Annotated in this window: 10 protein-coding genes; 5 read left to right on the plus strand and 5 right to left on the minus strand. The window is 71.8% G+C overall.

Annotated features, from left to right (window positions below):
- Positions 1-89: 89 nt before the first annotated feature.
- Both ABZW18_RS08750 and speB read right to left on the minus strand, forming a co-directional pair.
- Entirely contained in the window at positions 90-4,304 is a 4,215-nt protein-coding gene (locus tag ABZW18_RS08750) for an ABC transporter ATP-binding protein (RefSeq protein ID WP_356184082.1), read from the minus strand.
- 246 nt (positions 4,305-4,550) lie between these two features.
- A complete protein-coding gene (gene speB / locus ABZW18_RS08755; RefSeq protein WP_356184085.1) occupies positions 4,551-5,525 on the minus strand; it encodes an agmatinase in 975 nt (324 codons plus the stop codon).
- Positions 5,526-5,676: 151 nt separating this feature from the next.
- Between speB and ABZW18_RS08760 the strand changes: the two genes are divergently transcribed.
- The gene (locus ABZW18_RS08760) at positions 5,677-6,468 is read left to right on the plus strand and encodes a phosphatase (RefSeq protein ID WP_356184087.1); all 792 of its coding nucleotides are present in this window, start codon (positions 5,677-5,679) and stop codon (positions 6,466-6,468) included.
- Between the two features lie 279 nt (positions 6,469-6,747).
- Here ABZW18_RS08760 and ABZW18_RS08765 read toward each other — a convergent pair whose 3' ends face one another.
- From ABZW18_RS08765 to ABZW18_RS08775, 3 genes are all read right to left on the minus strand, one after another.
- Entirely contained in the window at positions 6,748-7,662 is a 915-nt protein-coding gene (locus tag ABZW18_RS08765; RefSeq protein ID WP_356184089.1) for an acyl-CoA thioesterase II, read from the minus strand.
- A gap of 30 nt (positions 7,663-7,692) precedes the next feature.
- Positions 7,693-8,850 carry an acyl-CoA dehydrogenase family protein gene (locus tag ABZW18_RS08770; protein ID WP_356184091.1) on the minus strand — a complete coding sequence of 386 codons (1,158 nt, stop codon included), beginning with the start codon at positions 8,848-8,850 and terminating at the stop codon, positions 7,693-7,695.
- Positions 8,851-8,995: 145 nt separating this feature from the next.
- Positions 8,996-9,640, minus strand: a complete 645-nt coding sequence (locus ABZW18_RS08775) for a TetR/AcrR family transcriptional regulator (RefSeq protein WP_356184094.1) — start codon at positions 9,638-9,640, stop codon at positions 8,996-8,998.
- A 154-nt stretch (positions 9,641-9,794) separates the two neighbouring features.
- Between ABZW18_RS08775 and ABZW18_RS08780 the strand changes: the two genes are divergently transcribed.
- Genes ABZW18_RS08780 through ABZW18_RS08795 form a run of 4 tightly spaced genes read left to right on the plus strand, consistent with a single transcriptional unit; the run spans position 9,795 to position 15,827 of the window.
- Complete coding sequence (locus ABZW18_RS08780) at positions 9,795-11,426, plus strand: carboxyl transferase domain-containing protein (protein WP_356184097.1); 1,632 nt, start codon at positions 9,795-9,797, stop codon at positions 11,424-11,426.
- A 14-nt stretch (positions 11,427-11,440) separates the two neighbouring features.
- Complete coding sequence (locus ABZW18_RS08785) at positions 11,441-13,705, plus strand: biotin carboxylase N-terminal domain-containing protein (protein ID WP_356184099.1); 2,265 nt, start codon at positions 11,441-11,443, stop codon at positions 13,703-13,705.
- Positions 13,705-14,655, plus strand: coding sequence for a hydroxymethylglutaryl-CoA lyase (locus tag ABZW18_RS08790; protein WP_356184102.1), 951 nt, complete (start codon positions 13,705-13,707; stop codon positions 14,653-14,655). The genes ABZW18_RS08785 and ABZW18_RS08790 overlap by 1 nt, the downstream gene beginning before the upstream one ends.
- Before the next feature lie 5 nt (positions 14,656-14,660).
- On the plus strand, positions 14,661-15,827 hold the full coding sequence (locus tag ABZW18_RS08795) for an acyl-CoA dehydrogenase family protein (protein WP_356184104.1): 1,167 nt from the start codon (positions 14,661-14,663) through the stop codon (positions 15,825-15,827).
- The last annotated feature ends 249 nt before the right edge of the window (positions 15,828-16,076 follow it).

A 16,076-nucleotide genomic window follows, 5' to 3' on the forward strand; every position in this document is an offset into this window, starting at 1 on the left:
GGGGGGCGGACGGTGGTTCCTGGTCCGTGCTGCGCGTCGCGTGCCGCATGCTGAGCGTTGCGTTCCGCGTGGCAGATGACGCCCGGCACTCAGACCGCCGTGGCCTCCGGCTCGCCGACGAAAGTGCGCCACAGGCGGGCGTAATGGCCGTCCGCGGCGAGGAGTTCGGCGTGGGTGCCGTCCTCGACGACCCGGCCGTGGTCCATGACCACCACCCGGTCCGCACGTGCCGCGGTGGTCAGACGGTGCGCGACGACCAGCGTCGTACGCTTGCCCGCCAGCCGGTCCGTGGCCCGATTGACCAGGCCCTCGGTCGCCAGGTCGAGTGCGGCCGTGGCCTCGTCGAGGAGCAGGATGTCGGGGTCGACCAGCTCCGCGCGGGCCAGTGCGATCAACTGCCGCTGTCCGGCTGAGAGGTTGCGGCCCCGCTCGGAGACCTCGTGGAGGTAGCCGCCGTCGAGGGAGGCGACCATCTCGTGCGCCCCGACCGCCCGGGCCGCCGCCTCCACCTCGGCCTCGGTCGCGTCCGGGCGGCCGTAGGCGATGGCATCGCGCACGGTGCCCGGGAAAAGGTACGGCTCCTGGGGTACGACACCGAGCCGGTGCCGGTAGCCGGTGAGATCGAGCTCGCGGATGTCGGTCCCGTCGACGCGTACGGCGCCGGAGGACGGGTCGTAGAAGCGGGCGACGAGCTTGACGAGGGTCGACTTGCCCGCGCCCGTCTCGCCGACGAAGGCGACCGTCTGGCCGGCCGGGATGCTCAGCCCGATCCCGGACAGGGCCTCCGTCTCCTCTGCGCTCCCGTAGTGGAAGTGCACATCCTCGAACGTGACCTCGCCGCGCAACCACTGGACCTTGCGCGGCCGGTCCGCCGCCGCCGTCGTCGTGGGCTCGCGCAGCAGCTCCTGGATACGGCCCAGCGATACCGTCGCCTGCTGGTAGCCGTCGAACACCTGGGACAACTGCTGCACGGGTGCGAAGAACAGGTCGATGTAGAGGAGGTACGCGACCAGCGCGCCCGCCGTCAGGCTGCCTTCGCCGACCCGGCCCGCGCCCACGATCAGGACGAGGGCGGCGGCCACGGAGGACAGCAGCTGGACGAAGGGGAAGTACACGGAGATCAGGAACTGGCCGCGCACCCGGGCCTGCCGGTAGCTGTCGCTGCGCTCGGCGAACCGCCGGGCACCGCTGCCCTCGCGGCGGAAGGCCTGCACGATGCGCAGCCCCGCGACGCTCTCCTGGAGGTCGGCGTTGACCGCGCTGATGCGCTCGCGCGCGAGCTCGTACGCCTTGACGCTCTTCCTGCGGAAGAAGACCGTCCCGATCACCAGCACCGGCAGTGTCGCGAAGACGACCAGAGCCATCTCGACGTCGATGACCAGGAGTGCGACGAGGATGCCGAAGAAGGTGAGGACGGAGACGAGGGCGGTGACCAGACCGGTCTGGAGGAAGGTGGACAGCGCGTCGATGTCCGTCGTCATCCGGGTCATGATCCGGCCGGTCAGCTCGCGCTCGTAGTAGTCGAGTCCCAGCCGCTGGAGCTGCGCGAAGATCTTGATGCGCAGGCTGTAGAGAACGCGCTCGCCGGTGCGGCCGGTCATACGTGTCTCGCCGATCTGTGCCGCCCACTGGGAGAGGACGACCAGGAGCGCGAGTCCGGACGCGGTCCAGACGGCGCCGAGGGCGAGCCGCTGGACCCCGTCGTCGATTCCGTTCCGGATGAGGACGGGCAGCAGCAGTCCGGCGAGTGCGTCGAGGGACACGAGCAGCAGGCTGAGCAGCAGCGGGGTGCGGAATCCGCGCAGCAACTGCCGTAGCCCGTACGCCGTTTCGGGGTGGGCGGCCCGGTCCTCGTCGACGTCGGGGACGTCGGTGGCGGGTGGCAGGGCGGCGACCTGCGCCAGCAGCTCGGGGGTGGCAGGCATCCCGGCGAGCGCGCCGGCGAAACCTGCCGCGGGAGGCCCGGGGGGTGCGGCGGGGGGTGCGGCGGGGGCGACCGCGGCTCCGCCGGGGCGGGTTCCGGCGGGAGCATCAGCGGTCGGCTTCGAGGCCGGTGTGCCGGCATCTTCGGCCGGTGCTGCGGTACCGGCATCTTTGTCCGGGGCCGCGGCGCCGCCCGCTCCGGGCCCCTTGCGCAGATCCGTACGGGAGCCGTCGCCACGGCCCCAGAGCTCCGGTGTCACGCCGTCGACGACGCGCCGCCGCGCGTTGACCGGCTCGCAGTCGATCTCGGCCTCGTACTCGATGTCGACATCGAGGTCGCGCTCGTCGGAACCGCGGACCGGCATCCCGGTCACACGGGGGAATCTCCGGGCGAGATCCGATGTCCCGTAGCGACCGCCGGCCGCGTCGCCCGGCCGGCTGCCGCCCGGCCCGTCGGGGCGCGGCTTCGCCCCGTCGATCTCCGGCGTGACGAGCCCGGTGGCCGACGCCTCGCCCCCGAAGCCCCCGGCGCTCACATCGCCCGCGGCAGCCCCGGCGGCTCCGGCGTCTCCGGCAGGGGACTCCGCGGCCGCGTCGACGAGGCGGCCGACCGGGTCGTGTTCCACGTCCGCCAGCTCGTCCGGGTCGGTGAGCAGCCGCCGGAACAGAGCGGAGCGCTGCTCCAGTTCCTCGTGCGTGCCCACATCCACCAGCCGCCCGCCGTCGAGGACCACGATGCGGTCGGCGAGGGAGAGAGTGGAGCGCCGGTGGGCGATCAGCACGGTCGTACGCCCTGCCATCACGCCCCGCAGCGCCTCGTGGATCTCGTGCTCCACGCGGGCGTCGACAGCCGAGGTCGCGTCGTCCAGGAGCAGCAGCCGGGGGTCGGTGAGGATGGCCCGGGCGAGGGCGACGCGCTGGCGCTGGCCGCCGGAGAGGGTGAGCCCCTGCTCCCCGACAGTGGTGTCGTATCCGTCGGGCAGTTGCGAGATGAAGCCGTCGGCCTGGGCGGCCCGCGCGGCGAGACGGATCTGCTCGTCCGTCGCCTCCGGGTGTCCGTAGGCGATGTTGGCGCGGACGGTGTCGGAGAAGAGGAAGCTGTCCTCCGGTACGAGCCCGATGGCGGCGCGCAGCGAGTCGAACGTCAGGTCGCGTACGTCGTGCCCGCCGACCCGTACCGCGCCGCCCGTGACGTCGTAGAAGCGCGGCAGCAGCAGCGAGACGGTGGACTTGCCGCTGCCGGAGGTGCCGACGACGGCGACGGTCTCGCCCGCCTCGACGCGCAGCGAGAAGTCGGACAGGACCGGGCGCTCCGGGTCGTACCCGAAGGTCACGGAGTCGAACTCGACGGTCGCGGCGGCATCGGCCGGCAGCTCGTGCGCGTCCGCCCGCTCCTTGATCGCGGGCTCGGTGTCGATGAGTTCCAGCACCCGCTCGACGCCCGCCCGCGCCTGCTGCCCGACGGTGAGGACCATGGTGAGCATCCGGACCGGGCCGACGAGCTGGGCGAGGTAGGTGGAGAAGGCGACGAAGGTGCCGAGGGTGATCTGGCCGCGGGTGGCCATCCAGCCGCCGAGCGCGAGCATCGCGACCTGGCCGAGAGCGGGCACGGCCTGCAGGGCGGGGGTGTAGCGGGAGTTGAGGCGAACGGTCCGCAGCCGCCCCGCGAAGAGCTTTCTGCTGACCTCCCGGAGCTTGCCGCCCTCCTGCTCCTCCTGGCCGAAGCCCTTGACGACGCGGACCCCGGTGACGGCCCCGTCGACCACGCCCGCCACGGCGGCGGCCTGCCCCTGGGCGTACCAGGTGGCCGGGAAGAGCCGCTTACGGCTGCGCAAGGCGATGATCCACAGGGCGGGGGCCACGGCCAGGGCCACGACGGTGAGCAGCGGCGACAGCCAGGCCATCACGATCAGCGAGATCAGGAAGAGCAGGACGTTGCCGATCATCATCGGCAGCATGAAGAGCAGGCCCTGGATCAGTTGGAGGTCGCTGGTGGCGCGGCCGACGACCTGGCCGGTGCTGAGCTCGTCCTGCCGCTTGCCGTCCAGCCCGGACAGCGAACGGAACATCTCGGTCCGCAGGTCGTGCTGGACGTCGAGGGCGAGCCGGCCACCGTAGAAGCGGCGGACGTAAGTGAGGAGGTAGACGCCGATCGCGGCGACCACCAGCAGCGCCGCCCAGGGGGCGAGGTCGCGGGTGTGGGCGACGACGACGTCATCGATGATCAGCTTGGTGACGAGGGGGATGAGGGCCATGACGCCCATACCCGCGAGCGAGGAGCCGAGGGCGAGCAGGACATGGCGGCGGTAGCGCCAGGCGTACCGGCTCAGCCGGCGCGCCCAGCCGCCCGCCCGCCGATCGCTCTCGTCACTGGTGCCCACCGGCTGCCTCCGTCGTCCCTGCCCTCATGGCGCTACGGAAGTCCGCAGCGCCACGATCAAGAACGCCGGGCGTCCCTTGTTTTGTTTCAGCAGCGCATACGCAATATGTCGCGCACGGCGTCCGTCCGGGGACCTAGGCGGGGTCCAGGAGCCCCCGCCCGGGCCCCGCCCAGGCCCGCCCGGCCCCGGTCCGGCCGGCTCTGCGGCTCTGCTCGGCTCTGCGGCTCTGCTCGGCTCGCGTGGCGGTCAGGCGCCGGCCCGGGACTCCGCGATCTGCCGGGACATGATCGTTGTCAGTTCGTACGCCGTGTGGGAGGCGGCGACGGAGGTGATCTCCGCGTGGTCGTACGCGGGGGCGACCTCGACCAGGTCGGCGGAGACCAGGTTGCAGGAGGCGAGACCGCGCAGGATCTCCAGCAGCTCGCGGGAAGTGATGCCGCCCGCCTCGGGGGTTCCGGTGCCGGGCGCGTGGGCCGGGTCCAGGACGTCGATGTCGATGGAGATGTAGAGGGGCCGGTCGCCGATGCGCTGGCGGAGCTGGTCGGCCACCTCGTCGACACCGCGCCGCATCACGTCGGCGGAGGTGACGATGCCGAAACCCATCTTCTCGTCGTCGTCGAGGTCCTTCTTGCCGTACAGCGGGCCGCGGGTGCCGACGTGGGAGAGCGCGGAGGTGTCGAGAATCCCCTCCTCGACGGCCCGCCGGAACGGGGTGCCGTGGGTGTACTCGGCACCGAAGTAGGTGTCCCAGGTGTCCAGGTGCGCATCGAAGTGCAGCAGCGCGACCGGGCCGTGCTTGCGGGCCATCGAGCGGAGCAGTGGCAGGGCGATGGTGTGGTCGCCACCGAGGGTCATCAGCCGGGCGCCGGTGTCGAGCAGGTCGTCGGCCGCGGCCTGGACCGTCTCGACGGCCTCGTTGATGTTGAACGGGTTCGCGGCGATGTCACCGGCGTCGGCGACCTGTGCGAGCGCGAAGGGGGAGGCGTCCTGCGCCGGGTTGTACGGGCGCAGGAGGCGGGAGGCCTCGCGGATCGCGTTGCCGCCGAAACGGGCGCCGGGCCGGTAGGAGACACCGCTGTCGAACGGCACGCCCACCACGGCTACGTCGGCGTTCCCGACCTCGTCGAGCCGGGGCAGCCGCGCGAAGGTGGCGGGGCCGGCGTAGCGCGGGATACGGGACGAGTCGATGGGGCCCACTGGTGTGCGGGACTCGGTGCTCATGCGGCTGCTGCCTCTCGGCGGTGCGGGGTAAGGGTGTACGGATCCGAGGGTAGGCAGGGCCGCGGATTCCGCACATGTACGTTCCCGACGGACGGGCCCCGCTATTTGGACACCGCGTCCATCGCGCTCCGGTTCACGCCACAATGAACGCATGCCACCGATACCCAGCCGTGCCGAACTGATCGACCACTTCGTCCGTACGCGCATCGCGGGCGACGTCGCCACCCCCCGGGACAACAACCTCTCCCACTACCGCAAACTCGCGAACGGTGACCGTCACTACTGGCTGGGCCTGGAGCTGGGCGACCGGTGGACCGACGAGCAGGACGTGCTGGCGGTCATGGCGGAGCGCTGCGGTGTGGTCGACGACCCCGAGCACCGGACGGGTCAGGACACGATCGACCCGGAGCTGACCGTGGACGCCCTGGACCGGATGGCGACCGTACTGCGCAAGGCGGCCGAGGGCGGGCAGCGGGTGCTGTTCGCGACCGGCCACCCGGGCGGACTGCTGGATGTCCACCACGGGGTCGCGGCCGCACTGCGCGCCGCGGGCTGCGAGATCATGGTGATCCCGTCCGGGCTGCAGGCCGACGGGGGCTATGTCTTCCAGTTCTGCGATGTGGCGATGCTCGAGCGCGGCGCGACGCTGTGGCACACCCACTCCCCCGAGCCGATGGCCGCGATTCTGGACGGGCTGGCGCGGGAGGGGCGGCCGCTGCCGGATCTGGTCGTGGCCGACCACGGCTGGGCCGGGTGCGCGGGGCAGCGCGGGATCGACGCGGTGGGCTTCGCGGACTGCAACGACCCGGCGCTGTTCATCGGCGAGGCAGAGGGCACGCTGGCCGTCACGGTCCCGCTGGACGACCACGTGGTGGACCCGCGCTACTACGACCCGATGACCGCATACGTGATCGACGCGGCGGGGCTCACGGCGCAGCCCTGACCCCTGCGCGAGAGCCCCGGGTGCGGGCGTCGGGTCCCGGCGGCGCACCGGGACGGGCCGCGGCCTGTGGGTGCCGGGCCGGCTTCGTCGGCCGGATCCGCGGCGGCGGCGCAACGCAGCCGTACGCGGCTGGTGGCCGGAACGGCGACGAGCCCATCCCAGGAACCGACCGGTCCACTGCCGCCGCTGCCGCTGCCGCCGCTGCTACCTCTGCCTGCTGCCGCTGACTCGCCCATCGGGCAGGAGCGGGGAGCGTAGGGTCCCTCGCTGGGGCCGGATCTACTGCTCCTGCGCTCCGCCGGGCCCGCGTGCGCCCTCGGTGCGCGGAACCCGGATCACGCCCTCCTGGATGACGGAGATCGCCAGCTTCCCGTCGGCGGTGTAGATCCGGGCCTGACCGAGTCCGCGGCCACCGGACGCCGACGGGCTGTGCTGGTCGTAGAGCAGCCATTCGTCGGCCCGGAAGGGGCGGTGGAACCACATGGCGTGGTCCAGACTGGCGCCGACGACGTCCCCGACCGCCCAGCCGCCCCGGCCGTGGGCGAGGAGCACCGAGTCGAGCAGCGTCATGTCGGAGACGTACGTGGCGAGGCAGACGTGCAGCAGCGGATCGTCGGCCAGCTTGCCGTTGGTCCGGAACCAGACCTGCGACTTCGGCTCACGCGGCCCCTGCGCCGCGGTGGCGTACGGCGGCTCCTCGACGTACCGCAGATCGACCGCCGCGCGCGCCTCCAGCAGCCGCTCCCCCACCCCCGGGTCCCGGAAGAGATGGGCGTGCCGGGGCAGCATCTCGGCGGCCGTCGGCAGCGACTCGGGGTCGGGTGCGGACGGCATCGGAGCCTGGTGTTCCAGACCCTCCTCGTACGTCTGGAACGACGCGGAGAGGTGGAAGATCGGCTGGCCGTGCTGGACCGCGACCACGCGGCGGGTGGTGAAGGAGCGGCCGTCGCGAATCCGGTCGACCGTGTACACGATCGGTGCCCCGGGGTCGCCGATCCGCAGGAAGTACGCGTGCAGCGAGTGCGCCGTACGGTCCTCCGGGACGGTGCGCCCCGCGGCGACCAGGGCCTGGGCCGCGACCTGCCCGCCGAAGACGCGGGGTACGACGGCGGGGCGGCTGTCGCCGCGGAAGATGTCCTCCTCGATCCGCTCGACGTCGAGCAAATCGAGGAGGCTCTGCAGTGGTGCACTCATCTGGCGGAGGTACCGGTCCTCACTGGCCCCTCAGAGGCCCATCGACTTGGCGATGATCGAGCGCATGACCTCGCTGGTGCCGCCGTAGATGCGATTGACGCGGTTGTCCGCGTACAGACGCGCGATCGGGTACTCGTTCATGTAGCCGTAGCCGCCGTGCAGCTGGAGGCACCGGTCGATGACGCGGTGGGCGACCTCGGTGCAAAACAGCTTCGCGGAGGCGGCCTCGGCGGCGGTCAGCTCGCCCGCGTCCAGGGCCTCCAGGGCGCGGTCGGCGACGGCTTCGGCAGCGTCCACCTCGGACTGGCAGGCGGCCAGCTCGAACTTGGTGTTCTGGAAGGACGCGACCGACTTGCCGAAGACCGTGCGCTCCTGCACGTACTCCTGGGCGAACCGGACGGCGGCCTTGGCCTGCGCGTACGCACCGAACGCGATGCCCCAGCGCTCGGAGGGCAGGTTCTGCCCGAGGTAGTAGAAGCCCTTGTTCTCCTCGCCGAGCAGGTCCTCGACGGGGACCTTGACGTCGACGAAGGCCAGCTCGGCGGTGTCGGAGGTGCGCAGGCCGAGCTTGTCCAGCTTGCGGCCGATGGAGTAGCCCTCCGACTTGGTGTCCACCGCGAACAGGGAGATGCCGAAGCGGCGGTCGTCCTCGCGCGGGGCCGACGTGCGGGCGCACACGATCACGCGGTCGGCGTGGACGCCGCCGGTGATGAAGGTCTTGGAGCCGTTGAGGACGTAGTGCGTGCCGTCCTCGGAGAGCTTGGCGGTGGTCTTCATGCCCGCGAGGTCGGAGCCGGTGCCCGGCTCGGTCATCGCCAGCGCCCACATCTCCTCGCCGGTGACGAACTTCGGCAGATAGCGCTTCTTCTGCTCGTCGGTGGAGAGCGTCTTGATGTACGGCAGGGCGAGCAGCACGTGAACGCCTGAGCCGCCGAAGTTCACACCCGCGCGCGAGGTCTCCTCGTAGAGCACGGCCTCGAACTTGTGCGTGTCCAGGCCCGCGCCGCCGAACTCCTCGGCGACGTTGATGCCGAATATGCCCAGCTCGCCGAGCTTGTAGTAGAAGTCGCGCGGCGCCTGGCCCGCGGCGAACCACTCGTCGTACACCGGCACGACCTCGGCCTCGATGAAGGCGCGGACGGTCTCCCGGAACGCCTCGTGGTCCTCGTTGAACACCGTGCGCCGCATCCGTGCGCCTCCCTCTGCTGACCGGCCGAGCAGCCGTCTCTCTCACTGTCTAAGCGCTTGCTCAGCAAAAGTTACCCGGCGGTCAGCTGACCTGTCCAGTGACGGATCTCACGGCACCACTCGGCCGACCTGGCGGTGAGCCGGGTCAGACCTTCGGCGATAGGGGGTCCGGAGCGCCGCCGTCGGCCGAGCCGGACGCCGCGGCGAAGGCGCCGCGAGCGAGGCGGTGGAGCAGGGCCGCGGTCGCCGCCCGGCCCGGAAGCGCGCCTGGTCGGCCCAGGTGCGGGGTCGAGTTCAGCAGGCCGAAGACGGCGTGCACGCACGCCCGGACCTCGCTCTCGGCCAGCCCGGGGTAGACCTCGCGTACGACCTCGACCCACAGCTCCACGTACTGCCGCTGGAGCTGGCGCACCAGCTTCCGGTCGCTGTCCCGGAGGCGGTCCAGCTCGCGGTCGTGCAGGGTGATCAGTGAGCGGTCGTCGAGAGCGAAGTCGATATGGCCCTCGATGAGCGAGTCGAGTACGGCCGCGGGCGGACCCGCGGCCCCGGTGACGCATCGCTTGCCGCCCGCCAGCAGCCGGCCGCTGATGCCGACCAGCAGCTCGGCGAGCATCGCGTCCTTGCCCGCGAAGTGACGGTAGAGGCCGGGCCCGCTGATACCGACGGCGGCGCCTATCTCGTCGACGCCGACGCCGTGGAAGCCGCGCTCGGCGAAGAGGCGGGCGGCCTCCCTGAGGATCTGCTCGCGACGGGTGGGCGCCTGGGTCCTGGCGGCAGCGTGGGTACTCATGACTGCATTCTCCCGGGGGCTGATCCCCGGACTCCCGGCAGGCGGAACCAGCGGGGCCGGAGCACGGAAATTCATTCTAGACAGAGCCGTTAGCGGTCGTTAACCTGAAGGCAACACGTTAACGCTCATTAACCGAGCAAGGGAGCTCGAGGAGATGCAGCAGGCACCCGTGCTGACCGCCGCCGACGACCCGGCGTCCGACGCCTGGCGGGTCAACGAGGCGGCCCACCGCGAGCTCTCGGCGGGCCTGCGCGAGCGGCTCGCCGCGGCGCGGCTGGGCGGCGGCGAGAAGGCCCGGGCGCGGCACACCGCCCGCGGCAAGCTGCTGCCCCGGGAGCGGGTGGACGCGCTGCTCGACCCGGGCTCGCCCTTCCTCGAGCTGGCGCCGCTGGCGGCGGAGGGGATGTACGGCGGGCAGGCCCCGGCGGCGGGCGTGATCGCCGGCATCGGCCGGGTCTCGGGGCGCGAGGTGGTGATCGTCGCCAATGACGCCACGGTCAAGGGCGGTACGTACTACCCGATGACGGTGAAGAAGCACCTCCGCGCCCAGGAGGTGGCGCTGGAGAACCGGCTGCCCTGCCTGTATCTGGTGGACTCCGGCGGCGCCTTCCTGCCGATGCAGGACGAGGTGTTCCCGGACCGCGACCACTTCGGCCGGATCTTCTACAACCAGGCCCGTATGTCGGGCGCCGGCATTCCGCAGATCGCGGCGGTGCTCGGCTCCTGCACGGCGGGCGGGGCCTATGTCCCGGCGATGAGCGACGAGGCCGTCATCGTGCGCGGCCAGGGCACGATCTTCCTGGGCGGCCCGCCGCTGGTGAAGGCCGCGACGGGCGAGGTGGTGACCGCCGAGGAGCTGGGCGGCGGCGAAGTCCACTCGCGCACCTCCGGGGTCACCGACCATCTCGCGGAGGACGACGCGCACGCGCTGCGGATCGTCCGGACGATCGTCTCGACGCTGCCGGAGCGGACTCCGCTGCCCTGGCCGGTCGAGCCGGTCGAGGAGCCCGCGGCCGACCCGGCGGGGCTGTACGGCGCGGTGCCGGTGGACTCGCGGACGCCTTACGACGTGCGCGAGGTGATCGCGCGGCTGGTGGACGGATCCCGCTTCGCCGAGTTCAAGGCGGAGTTCGGCACGACCCTGGTGACGGGCTTCGCCCGTATCCACGGCCACCCGGTCGGAATCGTCGCCAACAACGGCATCCTGTTCTCCGAATCGGCCCAGAAGGGCGCGCACTTCATCGAGCTCTGCGACCAGCGCGGCATCCCGCTGCTGTTCCTGCAGAACATCTCGGGCTTCATGGTCGGGCGCAGTTACGAGGCGGGCGGCATCGCCAAGCACGGCGCGAAGATGGTGACGGCGGTGGCCTGCACACGCGTACCGAAGCTGACGGTCGTCATCGGCGGGTCGTACGGCGCGGGCAACTACTCGATGTGCGGCCGGGCCTATTCGCCGCGGTTCCTGTGGATGTGGCCGAACGCCAAGATCTCGGTGATGGGCGGCGAGCAGGCAGCCTCGGTGCTGGCGACCGTCAAGCGGGACCAGCTGGAAGCGGCCGGCGAGGAGTGGAGCGCGGAGGACGAGGAGACCTTCCGGGCCCCGATCCGCGAGCAGTACGAGTCCCAGGGGAACGCGTACTACGCCACGGCGCGGCTCTGGGACGACGGGGTCATCGATCCGATGGAGACACGCACGGTGCTGGGTCTCGCGCTGACCGCGTGTGCCAACGCACCGCTGCCCTGCAAAGACCCTGCCGCACCCGGCTACGGCGTCTTCCGGATGTGAGGGGGAGCATGACGATGTTCGAGACGGTTCTGGTGGCCAACCGCGGCGAGATCGCGGTCCGGGTCATCCGCACGCTCAGGGCCATGGGCGTCCGCTCCGTCGCCGTGTTCAGCGACGCCGACGCCGACGCCAGGCATGTGCGGGAGGCCGACACCGCGGTCCGGATCGGCCCCGCGTCCGCTGCGGAGAGCTATCTTTCGCCCGCGCGGCTGCTGGAGGCGGCGGCCCGTACCGGAGCCCAGGCGGTGCACCCCGGTTACGGCTTCCTCGCCGAGAACGCGGCGTTCGCGCAGGCGTGCGCCGACGCCGGGCTCGTCTTCATCGGCCCTCCGGCTGCCGCGATCGAGCTGATGGGCGACAAGATCCGCGCCAAGGAGACGGTGCAGGCGGCCGGCGTGCCGGTCGTGCCCGGCTCCTCGGGCAGCGGGCTGACCGACGCCGAACTCGCCGCGGCCGCACGGGAGATCGGGATGCCGGTGCTGCTGAAGCCGTCGGCGGGCGGCGGCGGCAAGGGCATGCGGCTCGTGCGCGACGAGGCCCTGCTCGGCGATGAGATCGCGGCTGCCCGGCGCGAGGCCCGCGGGTCCTTCGGTGACGACACGCTGCTCGTGGAGCGCTGGATCGACCGGCCGCGGCACATCGAGATCCAGGTCCTGGCCGACGGGCACGGCCGGGTGATCCACATCGGCGAGCGCGAGTGCTCGCTGCAGCGCCGCCACCAGAAGCTCATCGAGGAGGCGCCGAGCCCGCTGCTGGACGCCGCGACCCGTGAGGCGATGGGCGCGGCGGCGGTCCAGGCGGCGCGCTCGTGCGGGTACACGGGCGCGGGCACGGTGGAGTTCATCGTCCGGGGCAGTGCCCCTTCCCCTTCCCCGGCTTCCGCCGGGGATGCCTCCACCGACTACTACTTCATGGAGATGAACACCCGGCTGCAGGTCGAGCACCCGGTCACCGAGCTCGTCACCGGCCTGGACCTGGTGGAGTGGCAGGTCCGTATCGCCGCGGGCGAGCCGCTGACGTACGAGCAGAAGGACATCGAACTCACCGGTCACGCGGTGGAGGCCCGTATCTGCGCGGAGACCGCGCGGGCCACGCCGGAGACGGCGAGGACGCCGGGAGGAGCCCCGTCGGCAGCCCCGTCGGCGGATTCCGGGGAAGCCCCCGGCGGCTCGAGCCGGGCCGGTACCAGCGTTGGCGAGGCCCGGGCGACGGGCGGTCGGGTGGACTTCCTGCCGTCCGCGGGCACCGTGCGGGTGCTGTGCGAGCCGGCGGGCGAGGGCGTGCGGGTGGACTCCGGACTCTCCGCCGGCACGGAGGTCGGCACGTCGTACGACCCGATGCTCGCCAAGGTGATCGCCCACGGGCCTGACCGGGCGACGGCGCTGCGGCGGCTGCGCACGGCTCTCGCCGGGACCGTGGTCCTCGGTGTGGACACCAACACGGGCTTTCTGCGCCGCCTGCTGGCCCACCCGGCAGTGGTCTCCGGCGACTTGGACACCGGCCTGGTCGACCGCGACGCGGGCTCGCTGGTGCAGCTGGGCATTCCGGACGAGGTGTACGCGGCCGCGGGGCTGCTGCGCCACGCGGCACTTGAGCACGGCTCGCCGGTCGTCCCGCCGGCGGAACCCGGCTGGACCGACCCCTTCTCCGTGCCCAGCGGCTGGCGGCTCGGAGGCGAGGCCGCCTGGACCGTCCATCATCTGCGGGCGCCCGGCCACGAGCCCGTGGCCGTACGGGTGCGCGGCAGCGCGGCGGCCGCCCAGGTCCGGATCGGCGACGCCGGCCCGGTGCCGGCCCGGCTCGTCCGCGCCGACGCGGCATCGGCGCGAGCCGTCCCGGGCGGCTCTGCCACAAGCGCCGCAGGCGCCGCGAGCGCCCCGGCGACGGACGCCGTCCGGGTGCTGCTGGAGTGGGACGGCGTCACCCACACCTTCGTCGCCCCGCCCGGCCGTGAGGGCAGCTGGCTGGGGCGGGACGGCGACGCCTGGCATCTGCAGGACCACGATCCCGTCGAAGCGGCGCTGCGCGGTGCGGCCGGGCCGTACGGGGTGGACGCGCTGACCGCTCCCATGCCCGGCACCGTCACCGTCGTGAAGGCGGCTGTCGGCGACGAGGTCACCGCTGGTCAGAGCCTGCTGGTCGTCGAGGCGATGAAGATGGAGCACGTCATCTCCGCCCCACACTCCGGGACGGTCACCGAACTCGATGTGATCCCCGGCAGCACCGTCGCCATGGACCAGGTGCTGGCCGTCGTCACCCCGTACGAGGAGGGCGAGTGATGATCGAGGGACTGCCCATGCGGGTGCCCGCGCCCGATCTCCCGGCGCGGGTCCGTATCCACGAAGTGGGTCCGCGCGACGGCCTGCAGAACGAGGCGATGGTCGTCCCGGTCGAGGTGAAGGCCGACTTCATCAAGCGGCTGGCCGAGGCCGGGCTCGACACGATCGAGGCGACGAGCTTCGTGCACCCCAAGTGGGTACCCCAACTCGCCGACGCCGAGCGGTTGATGCCGATGCTCGAAGGAATGGCCGCCCGGCTGCCCGTCCTGGTGCCCAACGAGCGCGGTCTGGAGCGCGCACTCGCGCTCGGCGTGCGCGAGATCGCCGTCTTCGGCAGCGCGACCGAGTCGTTCGCCAAGGCCAACCTCAACCGCTCCGTGGACGAGTCGATCGCGATGTTCGCGCCGGTGGTCGCCAAGGCCCGGGACGCGGGTGTCCGCGTGCGCGGCTATCTGTCCATGTGCTTCGGCGACCCGTGGGAGGGCGCGGTACCGATCGCCCAGGTCGTACGGGTGAGCCGCAGCCTGATGGACATCGGCTGCGACGAGCTGAGCCTCGGGGACACCATCGGTGTGGCCACGCCGGGCCATGTCTTCGAACTGCTGTCCGCGCTGGGCGAGAGCGGTATCCACACCGACCACCTGGGCGTGCACTTCCACGACACCTACGGCCAGGCGCTCGCCAACACCCTGGCCGCGCTCCAGCACGGCGTCACGACCGTCGACTCCTCCGCGGGCGGCCTCGGCGGCTGCCCGTACGCCAAGAGCGCCACGGGAAACCTGGCCACCGAAGACCTCGTATGGATGCTGCACGGCCTCGGCATCGAGACCGGGGTCGATCTCGGCCGTCTCACCGCCACCAGCGTGTGGATGGCCGCTCACCTGGGCCGACCCAGCCCGTCCCGTACCGTCCGTGCCCTGTCGGGCACCACCTCCCACCAGGAGCAGTGAGCGCCATGTCGATCGACCACCGACTCTCCCCCGAGCACGAGGAACTCCGCCGCACGGTCGAGGAGTTCGCACACGAGATCGTCGCGCCCAAGATCGGGGAGTTCTACGAGAACCATGAGTTCCCCTACGAGATCGTCCGCGAGATGGGCCGGATGGGCCTGTTCGGTCTGCCCTTCCCCGAGGAGTACGGCGGGATGGGCGGCGACTATCTCGCGCTCGGAGTGGCTCTGGAGGAGCTGGCACGGGTGGACTCCTCCGTGGCGATCACCCTGGAGGCGGGCGTCTCACTGGGTGCGATGCCGGTCTTCCGGTTCGGTACCGAGGAGCAGAGGCGGGAGTGGCTGCCGCGGATGTGTTCCGGCGAGATCCTGGGCGCGTTCGGGCTGACCGAGCCCGAGTGCGGCTCGGACGCGGGCGGCACCCGCACCACGGCCCGGCTCGACGAGGCCACCGACGAGTGGGTGATCAACGGCACGAAGTGCTTCATCACCAACTCCGGCACGGACATCACCGGTCTGGTCACGGTCACGGCGGTCACGAGCCGTAAGGCGGACGGCAGTCCGGAGATCTCCTCGATCATCGTGCCGTCCGGCACGCCCGGCTTCACGGTGGCCGCCCCGTACTCCAAGGTCGGCTGGAACGCCTCGGACACCCGCGAACTGTCCTTCGCCGACTGCCGTGTGCCGGCCGCGAACCTGCTCGGCGAGGAGGGCCGGGGATACGCACAGTTCCTGCGCATCCTCGACGAAGGCCGGATCGCGATCTCGGCTCTGGCCACGGGCCTCGCCCAGGGGTGTGTCGACGAGTCGGTGGCGTACGCGAAGACCCGTCAGGCCTTCGGAAAGCCGATCGGGGCGAACCAGGCGATCCAGTTCAAGCTGGCCGACATGGAGATGCGCGCCCACACGGCCCGTATCGCCTGGCGCGACGCGGCCTCCCGGCTGGTGCACGGCGAGCCGTTCAAGAAAGAGGCGGCACTCGCCAAGCTCTACTCCTCCGAGATCGCGGTGACCAACGCACGGGAGGCCACCCAGATCCACGGCGGGTACGGCTTCATGAACGAGTACCCGGTGGCCCGGATGTGGCGGGACTCCAAGATCCTCGAGATCGGCGAGGGAACCAGCGAGGTCCAGCGCATGCTGATCGCCCGTGAGTTGGGGCTCGCGGGCTGACGGTCGCCTCCACGGCGGCGGACCCGGCCGCCGCCCCGTACCGCCGCCTGCCGCGGTACGGGGCGGCGGCACGCGGCGGCGAAACAGGGGCACCACGGTCGCTGCGTCGCGAAGACGGCCGTGCGCTCGCTGCGCGAAAGCGGCGGCACGGACGAGACGCAGCCCGGACGAGACGCGGCACGAGCAATGCCCTACCAAGCCGCCCCCGACACTCACCCGGCACTCACCCGGTGAGCAGGCGCAGGACCG

Source organism: Streptomyces sp. NPDC004647 (assembly GCF_040609575.1).
In the GTDB taxonomy this organism is placed as follows: Bacteria; Actinomycetota; Actinomycetes; order Streptomycetales; family Streptomycetaceae; genus Streptomyces.